The sequence below is a fragment of the Streptomyces sp. NPDC126497 genome, assembly GCF_040302425.1.
Taxonomy (GTDB): Bacteria; Actinomycetota; Actinomycetes; order Streptomycetales; family Streptomycetaceae; genus Streptomyces.
Genome location: NZ_JBEORT010000115.1, coordinates 1 through 23,460 on the forward strand (window position 1 = coordinate 1; position 23,460 = coordinate 23,460).

A 23,460-nucleotide genomic window follows, 5' to 3' on the forward strand; every position below is an offset into this window, starting at 1 on the left:
AATTAGTTTTCGTGGCATTTGCCATGCTGTTTTCCGGTATCTCCCTATTTGCGCAGACTCCCGCCAAGCCCACTAAACAGGGTACAGTAAAAACATTGGTCGAGGGTGGGCCGCGCCGCCGGGTCCTTGCGCAGGCAGTCGCGCACGAGGTCGGCGATTCCCTCGGGCACCCGCTCCAGGTCGGGCTCCTCCTGGGCGATGCGGAACATCAGCGCGTGCACGCCGCTGCCGGCGGTGCCGAACGGGAGCGTGCCGGTCGCGGCGTAGGCGAGCACCGAGCCGAGGCAGAACACGTCGCAGGCCGGTGTGACGCGGTCGCCGCGCACCTGCTCGGGCGCCATGAAGCCGGGCGAGCCGACCAGCGCCCCGGTGCGGGTGAGCCCGCCGTCGGTCACCGTCTCCAGCGCCCGCGCGATGCCGAAGTCGATGACGCGCGGACCGTCGATGGTGACGAGCACGTTGGACGGCTTGAGGTCCCGGTGCACGATGCCGGCGGCGTGGATGTCCTTCAGCGCGTGCGCGAGGCCCGCGGCGAGGATGCGCACCGACCGCTCGGGCAGTGCCCCGTGGTCGTGTCCGACCACCTGCTGCAGGCTGGGCCCGGCCACGTACCCGGTGGCGACCCACGGCGCGGGCGCCTCGGTGTCCGCGTCCAGGACCGGCGCCGTCCAGTCGCCGCCGACCTGCCGCGCGGCGTGCACCTCCTGGCGGAAGCGCGCCCGGAACTCCTCCTGCCGCGCCAGCTCCTCGCGGACCAGCTTCACGGCGACGGTGCGTCCCCGGTCGGAGCGGGCGAGGTAGACCCGCCCCATGCCGCCGGCCCCGAGCCGCGCGAGCAGCCGGTACGCCCCGATCCCCTGTGGATCCCCGGGCCCGAGCTTGTCCATCGCCGCGCCGCCTCCCCCCAATGAGCAACATCCCGAGGATAGTGCGGGGTCGGTACCCGGTGAGCCGGGCGGTCTCTACGGTTCCGTAACAGGCGGTCCGAGGGTGTCCGGCACCACGGACGGACGTTCCAACGCCTCCACCGCGCGGACGGGTTCCGCCTCCCCGCACGTCGCTCCGTACGCCTCCGCCGGCCGCCGCGCACCCCGCCGCGGCCGGGTCGGGAGTGCGGCGCTGCGGCGGTCCGCCGTCCACCGCCGCCATCGACACCCTGTCGCGGAAAGCCCTCCACCGCAGACAGGCCGCCGATGTCGTCGGCCCGCCGCCCGGGCCTACCCTCGCCCGTATGACCCCTCAGCCGAATCCCGAGGCCGGTGCCGCCGTCAAGGCCGCCGACCGTGCGCACGTGTTCCACTCCTGGTCCGCGCAGGAGCTCATCGACCCGCTCGCCGTCGCCGGGGCGCGGGGGTCGTACTTCTGGGACTACGACGGCCGGCGCTACCTCGACTTCACCAGCGGGCTCGTCTACACCAACATCGGCTACCAGCACCCGAAGGTCGTCGCCGCGATCCAGGAACAGGCGGCGCGGATGACGACGTTCGCGCCCGCGTTCGCCGTCGAGGCGCGGTCGGAGGCGGCGCGGCTGATCGCCGAGCGGACCCCGGGGGACCTGGACAAGATCTTCTTCACCAACGGCGGCGCCGACGCCGTGGAGCACGCCCTGCGCATGGCGCGGCTGCACACCGGACGCCCCAAGGTGCTCTCCGCGTACCGCTCGTACCACGGCGGCACCCAGCAGGCGGTCAACGTCACCGGTGACCCGCGCCGCTGGGCCTCCGACAGCGGCACGGCCGGGGTGGTGCACTTCTGGGCCCCGTTCCTGTACCGCTCCCGCTTCTACGCCGAGACCGAGGAGCAGGAGTGCGCGCGGGCGCTCGAGCACCTGGAGACGACGATCGCCTTCGAGGGCCCCTCGACCGTCGCCGCGGTCGTCCTGGAGACGATCCCGGGGACGGCGGGCATCATGCCGCCGCCCGCCGGTTACCTCGCGGGCGTGCGCGAGATCTGCGACACGTACGGGATCGTGCTCGTCCTCGACGAGGTCATGGCCGGGTTCGGGCGGACCGGCACGTGGTTCGCGGCGGACCTGTACGACGTCGTCCCGGACCTGATGACCTTCGCGAAGGGCGTGAACTCCGGGTACGTGCCGCTGGGCGGCGTCGCGATCTCCGGGGCGATCGCCGACACGTTCGGCAAGCGGCCCTACCCGGGTGGGCTGACCTACTCGGGGCACCCGCTGGCCTGCGCGGCCGCCGTCGCGACGATCCGTGTGATGGAGGAGGAGGGCGTCGTGGAGAACGCGGCGACGCTCGGCGCCTCCGTCGTCGGCCCCGGGCTGCGGGAGCTGGCCGAGCGGCACCCGAGCGTCGGCGAGGTCCGCGGGACCGGCATGTTCTGGGCGCTGGAACTGGTGCGCGACCGGGAGACCCGCGAGCCGCTGGTGCCGTACAACGCGACCGGTGAGGCGAACGCCCCGATGGCGGCCTTCGCCGCCGCCGCGAAGGAGGCCGGCATCTGGCCCTTCGTGAACATGAACCGCACGCACGTGGTGCCGCCGTGCACCGCGAGCGAGGCGGAGCTGAAGGAAGGGCTGGCGGCGCTGGACGCGGCCCTGACGGTGGCGGACGGCTACGTGGAGTAACCGCGTCCGGGGACCGGCACGGGCGGCGCGGGGCGGTCCCCGCGCCGCCCGTTCGAACACCCCGGGGCCGGTCCGAACGCGTAAGGTGGCGTGCCCGCGGACATCCGCGGGCACGCCGTTCGAACGCGACGAGGGAGACGCCCCGACCATGCCCGGCTTCATCGGCAGCGGCGCCGTGACCCGCAGCACCCTGCGGCAGCAGATCGCGGACGCGCTCCGTGACGAGGTGCTGGCCGGGCGGCTCCAGCCGGGGCAGGAGTTCACCGTCAAGGAGATCGCCGAGCAGTACGGCGTGTCCGCGACCCCCGTCCGGGAGGCGCTGGTCGACCTGTCGGCGCAGGAGCTGCTCGACGCCGACCAGCACCGGGGCTTCCGGGTCCACGCGTACTCCGTCGACGACTTCCGGGGCATGGTCGAGGCCCGCGCCCTGGTGACCGACGGCATGTTCCACGCGCTGACCGGCGGCCACCTGTCCCATCTCCGGCCGGACGAGCCCCGGATCGCCGCCGCCCTCGCCGGGGTGCGCAGGCGCGGCGAGGAGGCGCAGCGGGCCGCCCTCTCCGGCGAGGTCACCGTGCTGATCGGCTACGACCTGCGCTTCTGGCGCGAGCTCGGATCCGTGTTCGGCAACCCGTACCTCACCGACTTCCTGCACCGGCTGCGCGTCCAGACCTGGGTGTGCGTGGTGCAGTGTCTGCGGCGGCTGCCCGATCCGCGCGGACGCCTGTGGGCCGACCACACCGGCCTGGTCGACGCCCTGTCGCGCCGTGACATCGACGCGGCCCGCGCGATCGTCGAGTCGTACGACGCCCACGCGCTCTCCCTCATGGAGGGGCTGACGGAGGGCGGGATGGGTAAGGGACCTGCACCGGGGTCCGCACGGGAGGAGCCGCCCGCACCGGGCGCCGGTACGCTTCCCCGACCGTGACCACCCTCCCGACGACCGTGCTGTGTGAGGAGCCCCCCTTGGCCTGTGACCTGTGGCTGGTACCGCTCGTCGACGTGCTGTGCCACACGCCCGACAACCCGTTCGCCGAGGAACTCGCGCAGTACAACGCGGTGCTCGCCGAGGCCGGCCTGCCACCGGTGCCGGTGTACCAGTACATGCCGGGACTGTCCGGTGAGGTGGCCCCGGTCGCGGGTTTCGACTACGACGCGCTGCACTTCCTGCGACGGGCGCACCTGCTCCAGGTGTGCGGGCTTCCGGTCACGCCGGTGGACGAACTGGGCGGCGACTACGAGCAGTTGCTGGAGATGTTCGAGGCGACGGCCCAGCAGTCCCACCTGGTCTGGCACTACGACCACGCGGGCGCGTACGTCCCCGTCGACTTCCCGCACCCCCTCGCCAACGACGAACTCCTCGCGGGCGGCGGCCCTCTGGGCTCCTCCCACGCGCTGCTGCGGGAGCTGGAACTGGTCGCCCCGGCCCTCGGCATCGACCCGATGAACCCCCCGGCCGCGCCCGAACCCCCGCGCCACCCGACCGAGTTGGAGGAGCCGGCCGTCCCGGCCCCGTACGACCCCAGCCCCTTCGCCCGTGAACGCCACGTGTGGCTGGGCCTGCACGCGGCGGCGACCCGGAGCCTGGCGCAGGGATCGATGATCGTCTTCAGCTGAGCGCCGGCGCGGCTCGGAGCGCCCCTTCCCCGGTTCGTCCGGTCCCTGGCGGGGGCCGCCCCGCCCCGGCGTCCCTCCGGGGACGGAACCGCCGGCGTCCCTCCGTGAGGGGCGCCGGCGGCCGGTGCGCGTGGCTCTACAGGAACGAGTTGATCTCGATCGTCTCGTCCCGGCCCGGGCCCACGCCGATCGCGGAGATCGGGGCGCCGGACATCTCCTCCAGGGCCTTGACGTAGGCCTGGGCGTTCTTCGGCAGGTCGGAGAAGGACTTCGCCTTGCTGATGTCCTCGCTCCAGCCCGGCAGCATCTCGTAGACCGGCTTCGCGTGGTGGAAGTCGGTCTGCGAGTACGGCAGCTCCTCGACGCGCTTGCCGTCGATCTCGTAGGCCACGCAGACCGGGATCTGCTCCCAGCCGGTGAGGACGTCGAGCTTGGTGAGGAAGAAGTCGGTGAGGCCGTTGACGCGGGTGGCGTAGCGGGCGATCACCGCGTCGAACCAGCCGCAGCGGCGGTCACGGCCGGTGGTGACGCCGCGCTCGCCGCCGATGCGGCGCAGCGCCTCGCCGTCCTCGTCGAACAGCTCCGTCGGGAACGGTCCCGCGCCGACGCGGGTCGTGTACGCCTTGAGGATGCCGATGACCCGGCTGATCTTCGTCGGTCCCACGCCGGCGCCCGTGCAGGCGCCGCCCGCGGTCGGGTTGGACGAGGTGACGAAGGGGTACGTGCCGTGGTCGATGTCGAGCAGCGTGCCCTGGCCGCCCTCGAAGAGGACCACCTTGTCCTGCTCCAGCGCCTGGTTCAGCACCAGCACCGTGTCGGCGACGTACGGGGCGAGCTTCTCCGCGTAGCCCAGCAGCTCCTCGACCACCTGCTCCACGGCGATCGCGCGCCGGTTGTAGAACTTGGTGAGCATCTGGTTCTTGACGTCGAGGGCCGCTTCGACCTTCTGGGTGAGGATCGACTCGTCGTACAGGTCCTGGACGCGGATGCCGACGCGGTTGATCTTGTCGGCGTAGGTCGGGCCGATGCCCCGGCCCGTGGTGCCGATCTTGCGCTTGCCGAGGAAGCGCTCGCTCACCTTGTCCACCGTCACGTTGTACGACGTGATGATGTGCGCGTTTCCGCTGATCAGGAGCTTGGACGTGTCGACGCCGCGCTCGTTCAGACCGCTCAGCTCGGAGAGCAGGACCGACGGGTCGACGACGACGCCGTTGCCGATGACCGGCGTGCAGCCGGGGGACAGGATTCCGGAAGGGAGCAGGTGGAGGGCGTACTTCTGGTCACCCACGACTACCGTGTGGCCGGCGTTGTTGCCGCCCTGGTAGCGCACCACATAATCGACGGAACCACCGAGCAGGTCCGTCGCCTTTCCCTTGCCTTCGTCACCCCACTGAGCACCGAGCAGCACAAGTGCGGGCACGCGCGTACACCCCTTCCGGGCGGGGCATGTCCAAGGTCAGGGGCGCGCGCGGAGGATCACCGCCGCGTGCACCGCGACCACCGTTGGCCGTCAACCGTCGGACCCGGATGCCCCGGAATAGACGAAGCCCCTGGCGCAATAGCGCAAGGGGCTCTTGCACAAAGATGCTACCCGAGGAAGCGAGGCATGGCCGAGGTGGCGACTTCCAGGATCTTCTCCGCGACGTCCGATCAGCTCCTGGTGGTCGTCGATCCGGTCGCCCGGCGGGCGGACGGCGAGTCCGTCCGGATCGCGAAGGACGTGATCGGCGCGGGTGCGGCGAGCACGAAGGTGTGTCTGCCGGACGGTCCGGAGGAGTTCGCGCGGGCGCTGGCCCGGCGCGGGTCGCGGCGGCCGGTGGTGGTCGGTGACGACCGGGCCCTGGTGCGGGCGGTGACGCTGCTGCACCGGCGGCGGGAGCTGGCCGACTGCGCCCTGTCCCTGGTGCCGGTGGGGGGCGCGGTCTCCCTCGCCCGGTCGCTGGGGGTGCCCACGGGGGCGGTGGCGGCGGCGCGGGCCGTGCTGGACGGGGCGGAGCGGCGGATGGACCTGCTGGTGGACGACAGCGACGGGGTGGTGCTCGGCACGCTGCGGATCCCTCCGGTCGGAGGCGTCACCCGGGCGCGCGAGGGGGCGGGACGCCCCTGGCTGCGGACCTGCCGGTCCCTCATGCACACGCTGGCGCCCGCCCGGCCGCCCCGGGCCGTCCCCGACCCCGAGGCGGGACCGGCGCGGCTGCGGGTGGAGGTCGACGGGTCGACCCTCGTCGACCTGCACCAGCCGGTGGAGTCCGTCTCGGTCACCCCCGACGTCTCCGGAACGGCCCGGGTGGAGGTGCGTCCGGTGTCGGTGGGCGCGGAGGCGACCCCGCTGCTCGCGGAGGCCCGCACGGTGACCGTGTCGGGCGCGCACTTCCGCTACCGGGCGGACGCGGTGGTGTCGGGACCGGTGCGGACACGGACGTGGGTGGTGCGGGAGGGCGCGTGGCGGCTGACGCTGCCGGCGCGGTAGCGGACGCGCCGGGTCAGGGAGTCTTGAACCCGGTCATGTCCAGGATGCCGTCGAACGGGGCGGGAATCGGCAGCTTCTCACCGGACGGCCTGGTGCAGCGGGCCCCGTAGCCGTTGGCGGAGGGCACCGGGAGAACCGTGGCCTGCTCCTCCTGCATGCCGAGGAGGAGCAGGGGCGGGGACACCCGACTTTCCGTGCTCGGTGCCGTTCGTCGCCGGTCGCTCTGCCGTGACCGTCATGATGCGCCCTCCCCTTGAGGCGGACCGGCCACCACTCGGCGTGGCGGGTCAGTCACTCCCGCCGAACCGCTCCTCCCGATGCGTCCGCCAACGCTCCATCATCGCCTCGACCTCCTTCTCGACGAACTCGAAGAAGGCCAGCGTCTCCGTCAGCCGGCGGCCCGCCGGGGTGTCCGCGCCCAGACTGCCGACACCTTCCCGGAGGGCGTCCTCCCAGCGCCTGAGGACGGTCTCGCGGTTGGTCAGGGCCTCGTACCACTGGTCGCCGTGGACCCGGTACCGCTCCCGGCGCGAGCCGGGCTCACGCTCGCGCGACACCATGCGCACCTGGGACAGGTAACGCACCGCGCCGGACACCGCGGCCGGTGAGACCCTGAGCTGTTCGCCCAGCTCGGCGGAGGTCAGGACGCCGGTGTCGGAGGCGAGCAGGGCCGCGAAGACTCGGGCGGGCATGCGCGTCATCCCGGCTTCCACCAGTTGCGCGGCGAAGTGCTCCACGAACCGGGAGACCGCCTCCGGGTCCCGGCCCGTTCCGCTCGATTCCGCCATGATCCGATCATCTCCCCTGCTCAGACACCGCGGATCAGTCTAGTCGCAGGTTTATACGCTTCCTTAACTTCACAAGTTTCTGAAAGAAGCGTACGTTCCTGAGCATGACGAAGGCCATCACCGTGTCCGGTCTGCACAAGTCGTTCGGCCGGACCCACGCGCTGGACGGTCTCGACCTGAGCGTCGGGACGGGCGAGGTCCACGGCTTCCTCGGCCCCAACGGCTCCGGGAAGTCCACCACCATCCGCGTCCTGCTCGGCCTGCTGCGCGCCGACTCCGGCGCGGCGCGGGTGCTCGGCCGGGACCCGTGGACGGACGCCGTGGAGATCCACCGCCGCATCGCCTACGTCCCCGGTGACGTGACACTGTGGCGCAACCTCTCCGGCGGCGAGGTCATCGACCTGTACGGAAGGCTGCGCGGGGGCCTGGACCCGCGCCGCCGCACCGAGCTGGTCGAGCGGTTCGAGCTGGACCCCACGAAGAAGGGCCGCACGTACTCCAAGGGCAACCGGCAGAAGGTCGCCCTGGTCGCCGCGTTCGCCTCCGACGTCGACCTGCTGATCCTGGACGAGCCGACGTCCGGCCTGGACCCGCTGATGGAGGAGGTCTTCCAGCGCTGTGTCGCCGAGGAGCGGGAGCGCGGGCGGACCGTGCTGCTGTCCTCGCACGTCCTCAGCGAGGTGGAGGAGCTGTGCGACAGGGTCAGCATCATCCGCAAGGGCCGGACGGTGGAGAGCGGTTCGCTCGCCGAGCTGCGGCACCTGACCCGGACCAGCGTCAGCGCCGAACTCGTCGGCCCGCCGAACGGGCTCGCCGGACTGCCCGGCGTGCACGACCTCGACGTACGGGGGCACAGGGTCCGGCTCCAGGTCGACACCGACAAGCTCGACGCGGTGCTGCGTGCGCTGAGCGAGTCGGGCGTGCGGTCGCTGACGTCCACCCCGCCGACGCTGGAGGAACTCTTCCTGCGGCACTACCAGGACGAGGTGACCACCCGATGAGCGCAGCCTTCGCCGTACGGCCGACGAGCTCCCGCCGACTCGCGGGCACCGGAACCCTGTTGCGCTTCGCGTTGCGCCGGGACCGGGTGATGATCCCGGTGTGGGTCGCGGTGAACGCGCTGATGGTGCTGTCGATGCCGCACACGCTCAAGGGCCTGTACGGCACTCCTGCCGAGCGCGCGGACCTGATCTCCCAGATGGCCGGCAACTCCTCGCTGCGCGCCATGGTCGGCCCGGTCTTCGGCGATTCGCTCGGCGCGCTGACCGCCTGGCGGGTCGGGGTGTACGCGGGGGCGCTGGCCGCCGTGGTCGGCCTGCTGGTCGTCGTGCGGCACACCAGGGACGAGGAGGAGAGCGGGCGTCAGGAGATGGTGGCGTCCGGAATGGTGGGCCGCAGGGCCCCGCTGACGGCGGCGCTGCTCGCGGCGGCCGTCGCGAACGGGGCGCTGGCGCTGCTGGTGACGGCCGGGCTGGCCGGTCAGGGCACGGCGGGCGCGCTGGCGTTCGGGCTCGGGATCGCGGGCGTGGGCATGGTGTTCGCGACCATGGCGGCGGTCGTGGCCCAGCTGACGGAGAGCGCGCGGCTCGCACGGGGGCTGACGGCGGCGCTGCTCGGGGCGGCGTTCGTGCTGCGGGCGGCCGGCGACTCGGTGACGGACGACGGCTCGTCGCCGCTGACGTGGGCGTCACCGCTCGGCTGGCTGACGAACCTGCGGGCCTACGCCGGTGAACGGTGGTGGGTGCTGGGGCTGTTCGCGGGCGCGGTACTGGTCCAGGGAGCGGTGGCGTACGCGCTCGCCGGGCGCCGGGACCTCGGCATGAGCTTCCTGCCGAGCCGCCCGGGGCCGGCCGCCGGGAGGCTGGGTGGTGCGGCGGCGCTGGCCTGGCGGTTGCAGCGGGGCGGTGTGTTCGGCTGGAGCGTCGGGTTCCTGCTGGCGGGGCTGGTCTACGGCGGGATGGCCGAGGGGGCGGCCGAGCTGGTCGGCGACAACGAGGGCGCCCGGGAGGTCTTCCGGCGGATGGGCGGGCAGTCCGGGCTGACGGAGGCGTTCCTCGCGGCGATGGCCGGGATCCTCGGGCTGGTGGCCGGCCTGTACGTCGTGGCGTCGGTGCTGCGGCTGCACGGCGAGGAGACCTCGGGGCGGGCCGAACCGGTCCTCGCGGGCGCGGTCGGACGGCTGCGGTGGGCGGCCGGGCACCTGGTGGTGGCGTTCGGCGGGGCGGTGGGGCTGATGCTGCTCGCGGGGGCGGGCCTCGCCCTCGGTCATGGTGAGCGGGCTGGCGCGCTCCTGGGCGCGTGTCTGGCGCAGGTTCCGGCGGTGTGGGTGGTCGGCGGACTCGCGGTCCTGCTGTACGGGCTGCTGCCCCGGGCGGCGACGGCGGCGTGGGGCGTGGCCGGTGCGGCACTGCTGATCGGCTGGGTCGGTCCGGCGCTGGACGTGCCGCGGGCGGTGCTGGACCTGTCGCCCTTCGGTCATCTGCCGAAGCTGCCGGGCGGGGGGATGGAGTGGACCCCGGTGCTGGTCCTCACGGCCCTCGCGGCGGCCCTGGTGGCGGCGGGGCTGGCCGGGCTGCGACGCCGGGACATGACGGCCTGACGGGGGCCGTCAGGCCATGTACGGCTTGAACTCCTCGGTGTCGAATTCGATGCCGACGGGCTCGGGAAGCACGACCCTGTCGCCCAGCTGGCGCTTCTGGAGGTTCTGGCAGCCGGCCACTGGGTGCGGGTCACTGTGCACAAGAATCGAGCGACGGTCGCGGTCGAGCGCGGTCTTGTGCGCGTGGTCCAGACGCTGACGGCGGACCTTGCGGTGCAGCCGGGCCACGGCTTCCACGGCCTTGCGGCGCCGAGGGAGCAGTGGTCGGCCAGCATCTCGCACAGTGCGATCGCCTGATGGACCGTGGGCCGCATGAGGAACTTGTACGTCCGAATCATCCGGCCCACCCCTTTCTTTTCTGGTTTCAGCTCGCAGATCCTCCGCAGGCGGACACCAGCTTGACGAGCCGTCCACGTCCCTCACCGGAAGCCGGCCAGTGATCATCCGAACGGGTGATCACCCCACCTCCACGGCCAGCCCTTCCAGCCCTCTGATCACGAAGTTCGGCTTCCTCCTCGGCTCCGCCGCGAGCCGCAGCGTCGGCGCCTTCTCCAGCAGGGCCGTCATCGAGGCCGCCAGCTCGATGCGGGCCAGCGGGGCGCCGATGCAGTAGTGGATGCCGGCGCTGAAGGAGATGTGCGGGTTGTCGCGGCGGGTGAGGTCGAGGCGTTCCGGGTCGGCGAAGACCGCGGGGTCGTGGTTGGCGGAGCCGAAGAGCATCGCGATCTCCGCGCCCCGCGGGATCACCTGCCCGTCGATCTCGATCTCGTCGAGGACCCAGCGTTCGAAGAGCTGGAGCGGGGTGTCGTAGCGCATCAGCTCCTCGACCGCCGTGGGGACCAGGGAGTGGTCGGCGCGCAGGGCGGCGAGCTGGTCCGGGTGGCGGAACAGGGCCCACCAGCCGTTGACCGTGGAGTTCACGGTGGCCTCGTGGCCGGCGTTGAGCAGCAGCACGCAGGTGGAGACCATCTCCTGCTCGGTGAGCCGGTCGCCCTCGTCGTGGGCGGCGATCAGGCCCGAGATCAGGTCGTCGCCGGGATTCTCGCGGCGCTCGGCGATCAGACCGCGCAGGTAGTCGGAGAACTCGACCGACGCCCGGACCGCCCTCGCCGCCGTCTCCTGCGTCGGATTCAGCTCGTACATCCCGCAGATCTCCGCCGACCAGGGGCGCAGCGGGGCCCGGTCGGACTCCGGGATGCCCAGCATCTCGGCGATCACCGCGACCGGCAGCGGCTCGGCGACGTCGGTGAGCAGGTCGCCGCCGCCCGCCTCGACCAGGGCGGACACCAGGTCGTCCGCGAGCCGCCGGACGTACGGCCCGAGGCGTTCCACCGTGCGCGGGGTGAACGCCTTCGACACCAGGCGGCGGATGCGGGTGTGGTCCGGCGGTTCGAGGTCGAGCATGCCGTGGTCGTTGAGGGTGTGGAACGGCTCGTGCTCCGGCGGCGGGGCGGTGCGGCCGAACTCCTCGTGGGTGAAGCGGTGCCGGTAGGCCCGTCCCAGGCGCCGGTCGCGCAGCAGCGCCGAGACGTCCGCGTGGTGCGCGACCAGCCACTGGTCCGTCGGCTCGAAGTACCGCACCCGGCCCTGTTCCCGCAGCTCGGCGTAGGCGGGGTACGGGTCGGCGACGAACGCGGGGTCCCACGGGTCGAACGCGGGACGGGGAAGGGCTGCCATGGACGGACCGTAGCCCGGTGCCCCGCGCCCTGACCAGGGTCAGCCGGGGGTGACCAGCCGCGCCTCGTAGGCGAACACCGCCGCCTGGGTGCGGTCGCGCAGGCCCAGCTTCACCAGGATGCGGCTGACGTGCGTCTTGATCGTGGACTCGGCGACCACCAGCCGCCCGGCGATCTCCGCGTTCGACAGGCCCTGCGCGATCAGCACCAGCACCTCCGTCTCCCGCTCGGTCAGCTCCCCGTACGCCGCCTGCGCGGACGACATCGGCCGCGGGCCCTCGGACAGCTTGGAGAACTCGGTGATCAGCCGTTTGGTCACCGTGGGGGCGAGCAGCGCCTCCCCCGCCGCGACGACCCGCACCCCCTCGGCGAGCCGGCGGGCGGAGGCGTCCTTGAGGAGGAAGCCGGAGGCGCCCGCGCGCAGCGCCTGGTAGACGTACTCGTCGAGGTCGAAGGTGGTGAGCACCAGCACCTTCGCCGTGCCGTCGGCGGCGACGATCTCCCGCGTCGCCTCGATGCCGTTCATCTCGGGCATGCGGATGTCCATGAGGACGACGTCGGGGGCGAGCTCGCGGACCCGCTCCACCGCCTGGCGGCCGTTGACGGCCTCGCCGACGACCTCGATGTCGGGCATCGCGCCCAGCAGGACCGAGAAGCCCTCGCGCACCATCATCTGGTCGTCCGCGATCAGCACACGGATGGTCATGCGTCCCCCTCGTTCACCGTGGCGACCGGCAGGAAGACGGCGACCTCGTAGCCTCCGTCGTCCGTCGGTCCCGCCGTCATCTCGCCGCTCAGCATGGTGACCCGCTCGCGCATGCCGGTGAGGCCGTGGCCGGCTCCCGTGTGAGGGGCGGGCTTGACCAGGCTGGGCCGGGGCGCCGGGCCGTTGACCACGCGGATGCCGAGCCCGCCGAGGACGTACCCGATCTCGACGCGGGCGCTCGCGCCGGGCGCGTGCCGCAGGCTGTTGCTCAGCGCCTCCTGCACGATCCGGTACGCCGACAGCTCCACGCCCTGCGGCAGCTCCCGCACCGCGCCGGTCACCACCTTCTCCACCGTGAGCCCGGCGCCGCGCACGTTGACGAGCAGGGCGTCCAGGTCGGCGAGGGTGGGCTGCGGGGCGTCCGGGGCCTCGTAGTCCTCGGCGCGGACCACGCCCAGGATGCGGCGCAGTTCGGCGAGGGCGGCCACCGCGTTCTCCCGGATGGTGGCGAAGGCGCGCTCCAGCTCCGGCGGCGGGTTCTCCACCCGGTAGGGCGCGGCCTCGGCCTGGATGGCGACCACCGACATGTGGTGGGCGACCACGTCGTGCAGCTCGCGGGCGATGGTGGTGCGCTCCTCCAGCGCCGTGCGCCGGGAGCGTTCGTGCGCGGTGACCGTCTGCTGGGCGGTCACCTCCTGCTGGGCGGTGCGGCGGACGTGCCACAGGGAGACCACGAGCAGGGCGAACGCGGACGTCACCATCATGGGCGCGCTGTTCGTGGAGTAGTACGACCCGCCGAGGACGCCGTCCGAGAGGAAGGCGTACACGCCGGTCAGGACCCACATCCAGGCGGCGGTGCGGGGCCGGGTGCGCAGCGCCACGACGACCAGCACCGCCAGGTGGCCGACGAACGCGCCGGGCATCCACGGCCAGTCGCCCTGACCGCTCTTGACCAGCGCGACCACCGGGGTCACCGCCAGGGACAGCCAGAACGCGCCGACCGGCCGGACCAGCGTGGTGAGCACCGGGAGCGCGCACAGCAGGCCGATCAACAGGGCCATCACGTCCCCGCCGGGCAGCCCGCTCGACAGCGTGCCGACCATCAGGGCGATCAGCGCCAGCGCCCCCACCACCGCGTGCGGGAGGTGCCGCGCGGCCGACCGCAGCCGGGCGGGCAGCCGGCGGACGAGGGGGCCGTCCGCGGGCCGGGGCGGCAGCGGGCGGTAGGCGAAGGGGTCGCGGAACAGGTCCCGGCGCAGCCCGCGCAGGACGTTCCGGGCCACCTGGTACTCGGGGCTGCGGGTCCCGGCCCCGGCGCCGCGCGGGGCGGCCGGGGGCTGCTGGTGAGTCGTCTCGGTCACGCTCACACGGTAGGCCGACCGGGTGAGCGCGGTCGTCCCCGCTGAGAGGGGTTCCGGGGCGTCCGTCTCAGGTACTACGCGGGTCACGGCGGGCTGCTCCCCCTGCCCGGGTCAGTATCCCGAGGGGCGGACCAGCCCCGACTCGTACGCGAACACCGCCGCCTGGGTGCGGTCCCGCAGGCCCAGCTTCACCAGGATGCGGCCGACGTGCGTCTTCACGGTCTGCTCGGCCACCACCAGACGTGCCGCTATCTCCGCGTTGGACAGGCCCTGCGCGATCAGCGCGAGCACCTCCGTCTCGCGTCCGGTGAGGTCCCCCACGCGCTGCTTGAGGGGGCTGCGGGGGCGGGCGTCCAGCCGGGAGAACTCGGCGATCAGCCGGCGGGTGACGCCGGGCGCGAGCAGGGCGTCCCCGGCCGCCACCACCCGGACCGCCTCGGCGAGCTGGTCGGCGGAGGCGTCCTTCAGCAGGAAGCCGGAGGCTCCGGCGCGCAGCGCCTCGTACACGTACTCGTCGAGGTCGAAGGTGGTCAGGACGAGGACCCTGATGTGCGGGGTGGCGCCGGTGATGAGGGCGGTGGCCTCGATGCCGCCGAGTTCGGGCATGCGGATGTCCATCAGGACGACGTCCGGGGCGAGTTCGGCGACCTGCGCGACCGCGTCCACCCCGTTCACCGCCTGGCCGACGACCTCGATGTCGGGCTGCGTGTTCAGCAGCACGGTGAAGCCCTGCCGGACCATCTGCTGGTCGTCGGCGATCAGTACGCGGATCATGCGGTGCCGTCCTGGGGAGGGGGTCCGGTGGCGGGCGGGGCGGGGGCCGGGAGGTAGGCGTCGACCTTGTAGCCCTTCCCGGCCCAGGGGCCGGCCGTCAGCCTGCCGCCCAGCATGACGGCCCGTTCCCGCATGCCGAGCAGTCCGTGCCCGGCGCCGGCGGACGGCGGCGCCTCCCGGGTCGGGCCGGTGTTGACGACCGTCACCCGCAGCCCCCGCGGATCGTAGGCCAGGGTGACGTGGGCGGTCGCGCCGGGTGCGTGGCGCAGCACGTTGCTCAGCGCCTCCTGCACGATCCGGTACGCCGACAGCTCCACCCCGGACGGCAGCGGACGCCGCTCACCGGTGATCTCGGTGGTCACGGTCAGTCCGGCGGCGCGGGTGTTCTCCACCAGCGATCCGAGCCGGTCGAGGGTGGGCTGCGGGGCGTCCGCGCGCTCGCCGGGGGCGGGGTGCTCGGAGCGCAGCACGTCGAGGACGCGGCGCAGTTCGGTCAGCGCCTCGACGGCGTTCTGGCGGATGCCGGCGAGGTTCTCCCTCAGCTCGTCGGGCGGGTCCTGGACCAGGTGCGGGGCGACCTGCGCCTGGATGGAGATGACCGACATGTGGTGGGCGACCACGTCGTGCAACTCGCGCGCGATCCGGCTGCGTTCCTCCAGGAGGGTGCGGCGGGCGCGTTCCTCGGCGGTGAGGACGGTCTGCCTGCCGAGTTCGACGCGGGCCTCGCGGCGGCCGCGCAGGGCGGCGCCGAGGACGACGGCGACGATGAACAGGGGGACGGCGGTCTGGCCGGTGGGCTGGTAGTTCCGCCCGCCCAGCAGCCCCTGGAGGACGTAGGTGATCAGGGAGGTCAGGGCCAGGACCTCGACCGAGACGCGGGTGCGGACCCGCAGGGCGAGCAGCAGCAGGACGAGCAGGTGGGCGATCAGCCCGGCCGCGGTCCAGGGCCAGGTGAACGCGTAGTCGCCGGGTTCCATCCGGGCGCGCACCACCAGCGCGCCGAGCACCGTGGCCCCGAGGGACAGCCACCACGCCGGCACCGGCTGCCGCAGCGCGAGCACCATCGCGGTGCTCTGCCCGAGCGCGATCAGCAGGGCGAGCCCGGGTTCCAGTCCTCCGTGGTCGTTCAGCTGGGTCAGGTCACCGAGGAAGACACCGAACGCGGCCAGCCACACGACCCCGTGCGGCACCCAGCGCAGCCACCTGGACGGCGGCAACGGGTCCGCACGGACCGTCAGCAGGTCGTCCCGCAGCACGCCCGGCCACCGCCGGACGAGCCCCGCTCCCTTGTCCGTCACGCCGCTCACCCTAGACATGCCGGACGTCCTCCGTCACCGGCCGGTGGGCGCGGACCACCCGGGACCGTCCGCGCCGCCGCCCGCCCCCGCCCCGCTCCCACGACCGGAACGCGGACCGGCACACGGCGAGGACCAGGACGAACACCGGCAGCCAGGCCAGCCGGGCGACGACCCAGCCGAGGCCGTCGGGGACGGTGTGCAGACCGGGGAGGCGGCCGGCGAGGAGACCGGTGGCGGTGGTCGCCATCAGGGCGGTCTGGTGCCAGAGGAAGACCGTCATCGCGGAGAGGTTGACCAGCGCCACCGCCGCCCACGCGACGGGACGCCGCATCGCCGTGCGCAGCCGGTCCCGCAGCAGCAGCGCCAGCCCGCACTGGGCGAGGCCGAAGGTGACGGCGGCCAGCGTCGGCGGGTTGAGGTTGGACACCCCGGCGCCCGGGACGCCGACCATCGACGCCGGGTAGCCGGCCCAGGCGACGAGCGCGGCCGTGGCGGCCGTACCGGAGAGCAGGAGGAACCAGCCGGACCGGCGGCGCTCCAGCTCGCCGCGCGTCCAGGCCGCGCCCAGGGCGTACGGCACCAGCCAGCCGGCCGCCAGGTTCAGCCAGCCGAGCCGGTCGGGGGCGCCGAGGCCGAAGCGGAGCAGGTCGACGTGGAGGACGACGGCGAGCGGCCACAGCGGGTGGAGCCGGGCGACGAGCGGGGTCGCGGCGGTGAGGGCGGCGAAGACCAGCAGGAACCACAGCGGCGACAGCGCCAGCTTCACCAGCGTGCGGACGGTCGCGTACTCGGCCCCGGAGAGCAGCAGTACGGCGGTGACGGCCGTCCACAGGACGAGGACGGCGGCGACCGGCTTGAACAGCCGGGCCAGCCGGTCGCGCAGCCAGCGGCGGTACGGGATGCCGCGGGCGCGGGACGAGGCGTACCCGCGGGTCGCCACGTGCCCGCCGACCAGGAAGAACACGGCGAGGGTCTGGAACGCCCAGGACACCGGCGCCAGCCACGGCAGGTGCTGGAGCGGGCTGGCGGTGCGCAGGGTGCTGCCGTCCGCGACGAGGGCGGTGACCAGCCAGTGGCCGAGGACGACCCCGAGGACGGCGCCGGCGCGCAGGGCGTCCACGGCACGGTCGCGGTGGTCCGGGGTGGCCGCGCCGACGCGGCCGGCGACGTCGCGCACCGCGGCGGCGAGGCGGCTCACGAGGTCACCGCCGAGGTCTGGCCGAGGACGATCCGGGTGAGGTTGGCCAGGGCGGGGGAGCCGGGGGCGAAGTAGTCGCTGTGGCCGCCGTCGCCGGCCGCGAAGACCCGGGCGCCGAACGCCGGGGAGACGGGGTCGGTGCCGAAGCCGACGGTGGTGCCGAGGAGGTCGACGCTGACGTGGGGGACGTTGCCGATCCAGTCGCCGGCGCCCCGGGCCGCCCAGATCCGGGCCCGGGTGTGCAGGGCGGCGGCGGTGTCGGCGCCGGTGCCGGGGCTGCCGAGGAGGGCGATGTCGTCGGCGTCGAGTCCGTCGGCGGCCTCGGCGCAGACGACGGAGCCGTAGGAGTGGCAGAGGAGGGAGACCCGGGCGCGCGGTCCGGCGACGGCCCGCAGGTCGTCCACCGCCTCCCGCAGTCCGGGTGCGGCGTCCTCCGCCCGGTCGGTGGTGGCGACGGCGGTGCCGACGGTGGCGGGGGTCTCGTAGCCGAGCCAGGCCACGACCGCGGCACGCGTACCGAGCCGCTCGTGCAGGGCGAGGGCGGTGGCGCGGAACCGGCCGTAGGTGTCGATGCCGGTGTCCGAGCCGGGGACGAGGACGGCGACGCGGTCGGCGTGCGCGAGGTCCCCGAGCACCTCGGTGACCAGGCCGGGTCCACGCCCGTCGAAGTACAGCAGCTGCCGCCCGGCCAGAGCCCGGTCGGCGCCGGCCCGCCGCCGGTCCCCGTACGCGTCGGCCATCCGGGCCGCCTCCAGGGCGTTGGCCCGGTTGGCGGCGTAGATCGCGCCGAGGGTCGCCGCGGAAGGCTCCGCGAGTACCGCGGGCCCCGGCGCGGGCACCCGCGCCCGAGCCGCCCCGACCAGCGGCACGACCACCGCACAGGCCACGAGCAACGCAAGCACCCCACGCCACCACCGCGAACCGCGGGCAGCCGCACCGCCGTCCCCGCGCCCGGCCCGCCCCGACACCGCGCACCCCTCGTGCTCGCGCACCATGCTGGCCGCACCTCCCCCTCCGCCCGCCCACCGGGCTTACTGGAAAGGGAAGTTACGGAGCCGCACGGGTAACCCGCGTCCCGCCGGAGGACTCACCCGCGGGGTAGCTCTCAGGTACTACGGGTATGACCGGGCACCCGCCCGAAGCCACCGCTCACCAGGCGAGTTGAGCGATCTCCTCCGCCACCACCGCGCACGCGTCCGCCCTCGGATCGATCAGCGGGAAGTGCCCCACGTCCTCCAGCGACGTCACCCCCACCACCTCCCCCGCCTTCGCCGCCGCCTCCGCGTACGACTCGGCGACCGCCTGCGGGACCACGGTGTCGGTGCGCCCCTGCACCAGGGTGGTGGCGATCCCGGTGGGCAGCAGCAGCCCGGGGTCGGCGTGCGGCCGGCGCTCGGCGAAGTGGTCGTCGCCGCCGAGCAGTTGCCGCGCCGCGCCCCCGCACACGTCCAGTTTGTCGGCGACCTCGAGGTCCGCGATCGGCGCGAGGGCGACCACACCGCGCAGCGGCGCGGGCTCGTCCGTGCGCCAGGGGGAACCCGCCGGCAGGACGTGCCGCGCGGCGGCCCACAACGCCAGGTGCCCGCCCGCCGAGTGCCCGGTGAGCACGATCCGCCGCAGGTCGGCCCGCGGCACGCGCTCCCGTATCAGCCCCGGCAGCGCGTCCACCGCGGCGGCGACGTCGTCGAAGGTGTCGGGCCACCGTCCCGCGACCGGACCGCCACCGGCCGGCTCCCCCGCCCCGCGCCGGTACTCGACGCTGGCCACGGCGAAGCCCCGCCCGGCCAGGAAGGCCGCGAACGGGCTGATGTGCCGCCGGTCGTGCGGCGCGCGCCAGGCGCCCCCGTGCAGGACGACCACGAGGGGCGCGGGCCCGCCCTCCCCGCGCGGCGCGTAGAAGTCGATCAGCTGGTCCGGGTCGTCGCCGTAGGCCGCCGTGGCGTCGGGGGCCACGGGCGGATGGGAGAAGGCCGACTCCTCCTCGGCGGCGGACCGGGCGGCTGCGGAGTCGTCCGTCATTGCTCCAACCTCTCAGCGACAGAACACGGGTGACGGTCCGACGGGAACGCGGCCGTTCGGCCGGGACGGTACCAGCACGCCCACCCGCCCCGACATGGGGATGTCACGCCCGGTCAGCGGGCTGGGGGGCGGCCCCGCACGACGGTGCCGCCCCGCCCCCCTACGCCAGCACCTCCGCCAGCACCCGCGCCGCCCGCTCCACGTCCGCGAAGCCGACGTACAGCGGGGTGAAGCCGAAGCGGAGCACGTCCGGCCGGCGGAAGTCACCGACCACCCCCCGCTCGATCAGCCGCTCCATCACGTCCCCGGCGTCCGGACAGCGCAGGGCGATCTGGCTGCCCCGCTCCCCGTGCGCACGCGGCGTCACGCACTCCACCCGGCCCTCGGGCACGTACTCCTCGACGCACTCCAGGAAGAAGTCGGTCAGCGCGAGGGACTTGGCCCGCACCGCGTCGACCGTCACCCCGTCCCAGACCTCGAGGGCCGCCTCCAGGGCGAGCATGGAGAGGATGTCCGGGGTGCCGACCCGGCCGCGCACCGCGCCCGCCGCCGGCGCGTACTGCGCCCGCATGCCGAAGGGCTCCGCGTGGGAGTTCCAGCCGGGCAGCGGCGAGTCGAAGCGGTCCTGCAGATCCGCGCGCACGTACAGGAACGCCGGCGCACCGGGGCCGCCGTTCAGGTACTTGTAGGTGCAGCCGACCGCCAGGTCCACGCCGTGCTCGTCCAGGTCCACCGGCAGCGCGCCCGCGCTGTGGCACAGGTCCCAGACCACCGCCGCCCCCGCCGCGTGCACGGCGGCCGTCAGCGACGGCAGGTCGTGCAGCCGGCCGGTGCGGTAGTCGACGTGGTTGAGCAGCACGGCGGCCGTACGGTCCCCGAGCGCGTCCGGAACCTCGGACGGGGCCACCGGACGCAGTGTGCAGCCGGTCATCCGGGCCGCCGACCCGGCGATGTAGCCGTCCGTGGGGAAGGTGGTCGCGTCGACCACGATCTCGTCCCGCCCGGGCCCCCCGGCGTCCGCCGGGCGCGCCAGGCGCACCGCGCCCACCAGCGCCTTGAAGACGTTGACGCTCGTCGAGTCGCCGACCACGACCTGTCCGGGCGCCGCGCCGACCAGCGGCGCGATCCGGTCGCCGATCCGTTCCGGCGCCGTCCACCAGCCGCCCTCGGTCCAGGACCGGATGCGCAGCTCGCCCCACTGCCGGCGCACCACGTCCTCGATGCGGCCGGAGACCGCCGCGGGCAGCGCGCCCAGCGAGTTGCCGTCCAGGTAGACGACGTCGTCCAGCACGAACTCGGCACGCTTGGCGACCAGTTCGTCGGAGGCGTCCAGCTTCTCCGCCCTCGTCGTGAGCTCAGACATGGGACCGCGCCGTCCACAGCTCGGGGAACACGCTCTTCTGCGCCCGCTTCTCCAGCCAGGCCACCCCGGCGGAGCCGCCCGTGCCGGCCTTGGCGCCCATCGCGCGGCGGGTGGCGACCAGGTGGTCGTTGCGCCAGCGCCACACCAGTTCGGCGACGTCGGTCAGCGCCTCGCCGAGGCGGGCCGCCTCGTCCCGCTCGTCGCCCGCGTAGACGGCCGTCCAGACGGCCTCCACCGCGGCCGAGGGCTCGTACTTCCGTGACACGTCGCGCCGCAGCACCTCGTCCGGGACCGCGTGCCCGCGCCGGGCGAGCAGCCGCAGCACCTCGTCGTACAGGCTCGGCTCGTGCAGCGCCTTCTCCAGCTCGGCGTGCACGCGCGGGGTGCCCCGGTGCGGGACCAGCATGGACGCGGACTTGTCGCCGAGCAGGAACTCCAGGCGCCGGTACATCGCCGACTGGAAGCCGGAGCCCTCGCCGAGGGCGCCGCGGTAGGAGTTGAACTGCGCCGGGGTGAGCCCGCTCAGCGGCCTCCAGGAGGCGTTCAGCGCCTCCAGTTCCCGTACGGACCGCTTCAGCGCGTCGATCGCGGCCGGGACGTCGTCCTGGCGCAGCGCCTTCGCCGCGGTCTCCCACTCGTGGACGATGACGGTGAACCACAGCTCCATGACCTGGGTGGTCACCAGGAAGACCATCTCTCCGGGATCGTCGGAGAGGGTGTGCTGCAGATGGGTGAGGACATCGGCCTTGACGTAGTCCTCGTAGGGGGTCGTGCCCCCGAAGTCGAGATGCGGGGTCTCGGGCTCGTGAGCCTCGTGGGACATCGCTGTCTCCTGCTGTGTACTCCGGGTAGCGGTCCGCCCCTGCCGTTACCGGCACGGGGGCCCCGGTCCCCACGGTGCATCCTGCGCAATCGTCCCCCACGACCGCAAGGCCCGCCTGCTCACAGGCGGGCCCCGGAGACGTCACACGGGTCAGCCGAGGACCTGGGCCGCCGTCGGCGAGGAGTCCTTCAGGAACTGCGCGCAGCGCTCGTACTCCTCCTGCTCGCCGATCGCCTGCGCGGCGCGGGCGAGGGCGTGCAGGGCGCGCAGGAAGCCGCGGTTCGGCTCGTGCTCCCACGGCACCGGGCCGTGGCCCTTCCAGCCGTTGCGGCGCAGCGCGTCCAGTCCGCGGTGGTAGCCCGTGCGGGCGTACGCGTACGACTCCACGACGCCGCCCCGCTCGAAGGCCTCGTCGGCCAGCCGGGCCCAGGCCAGCGAGGAGGTGGGGTACTGCGCGGCGACGTCGGCGGGCGTGGTGCCGGACGCGAGCAGCTCGCGCGGGCCCGGGTCGTCGGGGAGGTGGGTCGGGGGCGGACCCCCGAGGAGGTTCTCGTGAATGGACATGGGTCCAGTCTCGTACATCAGCGGGGCGGACTCCCGCCCTCCTCCCCCGCCTCCAGCGGGGGCACCGCCACGCTGCCGTGGGTGTGGCACTCGGGGTGCGCGCAGTCGGGCGCCGGGCGGCGCACGGTCGCGAAGGCGAGGGCGGAGCCCAGCACCAGGACGCCCGCGCACAGCACCATCGCCCGCCGGAACGCGTCGTCGAAGGCGTCGGGGAGCCGGTACGCCTCCGGGCCCATCCCGGCGAGCAGCGGCAGCGCGGCCACCGCGACCAGGCCGGCCGCGCGGGCGGCGGCGTTGTTGACGCCGCTGGCCAGGCCCGCCCGCTCGGTGTCCACGGAGGCGAGGACCGTCGCGGTCAGCGGCGCCACCAGGGTGACCATGCCGAGGCCGAGCACCAGCAGCGCGGGCAGCACCTCGGTGGCGTAGGAGGCGTCCGGGCCGACGCGCAGCATCAGCAGCATCCCGGCGGCGCACAGCAGCGGTCCGACGGTCAGCGGGATGCGCGGGCCGATGCGGTCGCCGAGGGCGCCGGAGCGGGCGGAGAGCAGCAGCATCAGCGCGGTGGTGGGCAGCAGGGCCGTGCCGGCGGTGAGCGCGGAGTACCCGACGACGACCTGGAGCTGGAGCGCGGCGAGGAAGAAGAAGCCGCCGAAGGCGGCGTACACGCACAGCGTGACCAGGTTGACCGCCGAGAACTGGCGGGAGGCGAAGACGTCCAGCGGCAGCATCGGGTGCGGGCGGCGCTTCTCGACGAGGACGAAGGCGACCGCGGCGGCCACTCCCCCGACGGCGCAGACCGCGGCCGGCGAGGACCCCGCGTCGGCCTCGATCAGCGCGTACGTCACCAGCGCGAGGGCGATCGCGCCGAGCGCGGCGCCGAGCACGTCGAAGCGGCCCTCGGCCTTCCCGCCCGACGACTCCGGCACGTGCCGCACGGCGACGAGGGCGCACAGCAGGGCCGGGGGAACGTTGATCAGGAACACCCAGCGCCAGCCGGGCCCGTCCACCAGCCAGCCGCCGACGAACGGACCGACGGCCGCGCCGACGCCGCCGAAGCCGGACCACAGGCCGACCGCGCGCCCCCGGTCGTCGGGGTGGAAGGAGGCCTGGATGAGGGCGAGCGAACCGGGGGTGAGCAGCGCCCCGCCGACGCCCTGGAGCGCGCGGGCGGCGACGAGGGTCCCCGCGTCCGGGGCGATCCCGCACAGCAGGGAGGCCCCGGCGAACCACAGCACGCCCACGACGAACACCCTGCGCCGCCCGAACCGGTCGCCCAGCGCCCCGCCGAGCAGGATCAGCCCGGCCAGCGTCACCATGTAGGCGTTGACGGTCCACTGCAGGACGGCGAGGTCGGCGTCGAGGTCGCGGCCGATGTGCGGGAGGGCGACGTTGACCACGGTGGAGTCGAGCAGGACCATGCCGGACCCGAGGACCGTGGTGAACAGGGTCCACGTGCCCCGCGGGGTGGACAGCCGGACGTCGGGCATGCGGCGAGCATACGGAAGGGGCCCGGCACCGCGAGCGGATGCTGTTGGTTAATTCGGGCCCTCGCGTGACGTCGGCTCCCAAGACCCGGTTGTGGTCTTGGGAGCCGATGTCGTTTGGGGAGGGTGTCGA

General features: G+C 73.8%; 22 protein-coding genes and 1 pseudogene. 6 read left to right on the forward strand and 17 right to left on the reverse strand.

Annotated features, from left to right (window positions below; translation table 11 throughout):
• Positions 1-95: 95 nt before the first annotated feature.
• Positions 96-887, reverse strand: a pseudogene (locus ABTY20_RS30840) (serine/threonine-protein kinase); the annotation flags it as partial.
• Positions 888-1,231: 344 nt separating this feature from the next.
• Here ABTY20_RS30840 and ABTY20_RS30845 point away from each other — a divergent pair.
• The 3 genes from ABTY20_RS30845 to ABTY20_RS30855 all read left to right on the forward strand — a co-directional run bounded on the left by ABTY20_RS30845 (position 1,232) and on the right by ABTY20_RS30855 (position 4,204).
• Positions 1,232-2,587 carry an aspartate aminotransferase family protein gene (locus ABTY20_RS30845; RefSeq protein WP_352000435.1) on the forward strand — a complete coding sequence of 452 codons (1,356 nt, stop codon included), beginning with the start codon at positions 1,232-1,234 and terminating at the stop codon, positions 2,585-2,587.
• Positions 2,588-2,735: 148 nt separating this feature from the next.
• Positions 2,736-3,515, forward strand: coding sequence for a GntR family transcriptional regulator (locus tag ABTY20_RS30850; protein ID WP_352000436.1), 780 nt, complete (start codon positions 2,736-2,738; stop codon positions 3,513-3,515).
• Positions 3,516-3,553: 38 nt separating this feature from the next.
• Entirely contained in the window at positions 3,554-4,204 is a 651-nt protein-coding gene (locus tag ABTY20_RS30855; RefSeq protein ID WP_352000437.1) for a putative DNA-mimic protein, read from the forward strand.
• Positions 4,205-4,340: 136 nt separating this feature from the next.
• On the opposite strand, the gene ABTY20_RS30860 is transcribed toward ABTY20_RS30855, so the two are convergent.
• Complete coding sequence (locus tag ABTY20_RS30860; RefSeq protein ID WP_352000438.1) at positions 4,341-5,624, reverse strand: adenylosuccinate synthase; 1,284 nt, start codon at positions 5,622-5,624, stop codon at positions 4,341-4,343.
• 186 nt (positions 5,625-5,810) lie between these two features.
• Between ABTY20_RS30860 and ABTY20_RS30865 the strand changes: the two genes are divergently transcribed.
• Positions 5,811-6,674, forward strand: coding sequence for a diacylglycerol kinase family protein (locus tag ABTY20_RS30865; protein ID WP_352000439.1), 864 nt, complete (start codon positions 5,811-5,813; stop codon positions 6,672-6,674).
• A 13-nt stretch (positions 6,675-6,687) separates the two neighbouring features.
• Here ABTY20_RS30865 and ABTY20_RS30870 read toward each other — a convergent pair whose 3' ends face one another.
• Both ABTY20_RS30870 and ABTY20_RS30875 read right to left on the reverse strand, forming a co-directional pair.
• Positions 6,688-6,858, reverse strand: a complete 171-nt coding sequence (locus ABTY20_RS30870; RefSeq protein WP_352000440.1) for a hypothetical protein — start codon at positions 6,856-6,858, stop codon at positions 6,688-6,690.
• A gap of 103 nt (positions 6,859-6,961) precedes the next feature.
• Positions 6,962-7,462 (reverse strand): GbsR/MarR family transcriptional regulator, encoded by a 501-nt coding sequence (locus ABTY20_RS30875; protein ID WP_352000441.1) that lies wholly within the window; start codon positions 7,460-7,462, stop codon positions 6,962-6,964.
• A gap of 104 nt (positions 7,463-7,566) precedes the next feature.
• On the opposite strand from ABTY20_RS30875, the gene ABTY20_RS30880 reads away from it, so the two are divergent.
• On the forward strand, positions 7,567-8,463 hold the full coding sequence (locus ABTY20_RS30880; protein ID WP_352000442.1) for an ABC transporter ATP-binding protein: 897 nt from the start codon (positions 7,567-7,569) through the stop codon (positions 8,461-8,463).
• Entirely contained in the window at positions 8,460-10,061 is a 1,602-nt protein-coding gene (locus tag ABTY20_RS30885; protein ID WP_352000443.1) for an ABC transporter permease, read from the forward strand. Before ABTY20_RS30880 ends, ABTY20_RS30885 begins: the two co-directional genes overlap by 4 nt.
• A 9-nt stretch (positions 10,062-10,070) precedes the next feature.
• On the opposite strand, the gene ABTY20_RS30890 is transcribed toward ABTY20_RS30885, so the two are convergent.
• The 13 genes from ABTY20_RS30890 to ABTY20_RS30950 all read right to left on the reverse strand — a co-directional run bounded on the left by ABTY20_RS30890 (position 10,071) and on the right by ABTY20_RS30950 (position 23,330).
• The gene (locus ABTY20_RS30890) at positions 10,071-10,343 is read right to left on the reverse strand and encodes a hypothetical protein (RefSeq protein WP_352000444.1); all 273 of its coding nucleotides are present in this window, start codon (positions 10,341-10,343) and stop codon (positions 10,071-10,073) included.
• Positions 10,344-10,517: 174 nt separating this feature from the next.
• Positions 10,518-11,738, reverse strand: a complete 1,221-nt coding sequence (locus ABTY20_RS30895; protein ID WP_352000445.1) for a cytochrome P450 — start codon at positions 11,736-11,738, stop codon at positions 10,518-10,520.
• Positions 11,739-11,777: 39 nt separating this feature from the next.
• Positions 11,778-12,443: a response regulator gene (locus ABTY20_RS30900; RefSeq protein WP_352000446.1), complete on the reverse strand. Its 666-nt coding sequence runs from the start codon at positions 12,441-12,443 to the stop codon at positions 11,778-11,780.
• Positions 12,440-13,804, reverse strand: a complete 1,365-nt coding sequence (locus ABTY20_RS30905; RefSeq protein WP_352000447.1) for a sensor histidine kinase — start codon at positions 13,802-13,804, stop codon at positions 12,440-12,442. Before ABTY20_RS30905 ends, ABTY20_RS30900 begins: the two co-directional genes overlap by 4 nt.
• A 111-nt stretch (positions 13,805-13,915) precedes the next feature.
• Positions 13,916-14,578, reverse strand: a complete 663-nt coding sequence (locus tag ABTY20_RS30910; protein WP_352000448.1) for a response regulator — start codon at positions 14,576-14,578, stop codon at positions 13,916-13,918.
• Positions 14,575-15,894, reverse strand: coding sequence for a sensor histidine kinase (locus ABTY20_RS30915; protein WP_352000449.1), 1,320 nt, complete (start codon positions 15,892-15,894; stop codon positions 14,575-14,577). Before ABTY20_RS30915 ends, ABTY20_RS30910 begins: the two co-directional genes overlap by 4 nt.
• Positions 15,887-17,074 carry an acyltransferase family protein gene (locus ABTY20_RS30920; protein ID WP_352000450.1) on the reverse strand — a complete coding sequence of 396 codons (1,188 nt, stop codon included), beginning with the start codon at positions 17,072-17,074 and terminating at the stop codon, positions 15,887-15,889. The genes ABTY20_RS30915 and ABTY20_RS30920 overlap by 8 nt, the downstream gene beginning before the upstream one ends.
• Positions 17,071-18,069: an alpha/beta hydrolase gene (locus tag ABTY20_RS30925; RefSeq protein ID WP_352000451.1), complete on the reverse strand. Its 999-nt coding sequence runs from the start codon at positions 18,067-18,069 to the stop codon at positions 17,071-17,073. The genes ABTY20_RS30920 and ABTY20_RS30925 overlap by 4 nt, the downstream gene beginning before the upstream one ends.
• 154 nt (positions 18,070-18,223) lie before the next feature.
• Entirely contained in the window at positions 18,224-19,093 is an 870-nt protein-coding gene (locus tag ABTY20_RS30930) for an alpha/beta hydrolase (protein ID WP_352000452.1), read from the reverse strand.
• 160 nt (positions 19,094-19,253) lie between these two features.
• Complete coding sequence (kynU, locus tag ABTY20_RS30935) at positions 19,254-20,456, reverse strand: kynureninase (RefSeq protein ID WP_352000453.1); 1,203 nt, start codon at positions 20,454-20,456, stop codon at positions 19,254-19,256.
• Positions 20,449-21,279 (reverse strand): tryptophan 2,3-dioxygenase family protein, encoded by an 831-nt coding sequence (locus ABTY20_RS30940; RefSeq protein WP_352000454.1) that lies wholly within the window; start codon positions 21,277-21,279, stop codon positions 20,449-20,451. Before ABTY20_RS30940 ends, kynU begins: the two co-directional genes overlap by 8 nt.
• A gap of 150 nt (positions 21,280-21,429) precedes the next feature.
• Positions 21,430-21,843, reverse strand: a complete 414-nt coding sequence (locus tag ABTY20_RS30945) for a DUF3151 domain-containing protein (protein ID WP_352000455.1) — start codon at positions 21,841-21,843, stop codon at positions 21,430-21,432.
• Positions 21,844-21,860: 17 nt separating this feature from the next.
• Positions 21,861-23,330, reverse strand: a complete 1,470-nt coding sequence (locus tag ABTY20_RS30950; RefSeq protein WP_352000456.1) for an MFS transporter — start codon at positions 23,328-23,330, stop codon at positions 21,861-21,863.
• Positions 23,331-23,460 lie beyond the last annotated feature (130 nt).

Bases quoted from the DNA above. Each gene is read 5' to 3' on its own strand.
- ABTY20_RS30950 (WP_352000456.1), bottom strand. From the start codon at position 23,330: ATGCCCGACGTCCGGCTGTCCACCCCGCGGGGCACGTGGACCCTGTTC.
- ABTY20_RS30930 (WP_352000452.1), bottom strand. From the start codon at position 19,093: ATGACGGACGACTCCGCAGCCGCCCGGTCCGCCGCCGAGGAGGAGTCG.
- ABTY20_RS30865 (WP_352000439.1), top strand. From the start codon at position 5,811: ATGGCCGAGGTGGCGACTTCCAGGATCTTCTCCGCGACGTCCGATCAG.
- ABTY20_RS30910 (WP_352000448.1), bottom strand. From the start codon at position 14,578: ATGATCCGCGTACTGATCGCCGACGACCAGCAGATGGTCCGGCAGGGC.
- kynU (WP_352000453.1), bottom strand. From the start codon at position 20,456: ATGTCTGAGCTCACGACGAGGGCGGAGAAGCTGGACGCCTCCGACGAA.
- ABTY20_RS30875 (WP_352000441.1), bottom strand. From the start codon at position 7,462: ATGGCGGAATCGAGCGGAACGGGCCGGGACCCGGAGGCGGTCTCCCGG.
- ABTY20_RS30850 (WP_352000436.1), top strand. From the start codon at position 2,736: ATGCCCGGCTTCATCGGCAGCGGCGCCGTGACCCGCAGCACCCTGCGG.
- ABTY20_RS30880 (WP_352000442.1), top strand. From the start codon at position 7,567: ATGACGAAGGCCATCACCGTGTCCGGTCTGCACAAGTCGTTCGGCCGG.
- ABTY20_RS30900 (WP_352000446.1), bottom strand. From the start codon at position 12,443: ATGACCATCCGTGTGCTGATCGCGGACGACCAGATGATGGTGCGCGAG.
- ABTY20_RS30915 (WP_352000449.1), bottom strand. From the start codon at position 15,894: ATGTCTAGGGTGAGCGGCGTGACGGACAAGGGAGCGGGGCTCGTCCGG.
- ABTY20_RS30895 (WP_352000445.1), bottom strand. From the start codon at position 11,738: ATGGCAGCCCTTCCCCGTCCCGCGTTCGACCCGTGGGACCCCGCGTTC.
- ABTY20_RS30885 (WP_352000443.1), top strand. From the start codon at position 8,460: ATGAGCGCAGCCTTCGCCGTACGGCCGACGAGCTCCCGCCGACTCGCG.
- ABTY20_RS30940 (WP_352000454.1), bottom strand. From the start codon at position 21,279: ATGTCCCACGAGGCTCACGAGCCCGAGACCCCGCATCTCGACTTCGGG.
- ABTY20_RS30845 (WP_352000435.1), top strand. From the start codon at position 1,232: ATGACCCCTCAGCCGAATCCCGAGGCCGGTGCCGCCGTCAAGGCCGCC.
- ABTY20_RS30925 (WP_352000451.1), bottom strand. From the start codon at position 18,069: ATGGTGCGCGAGCACGAGGGGTGCGCGGTGTCGGGGCGGGCCGGGCGC.
- ABTY20_RS30945 (WP_352000455.1), bottom strand. From the start codon at position 21,843: ATGTCCATTCACGAGAACCTCCTCGGGGGTCCGCCCCCGACCCACCTC.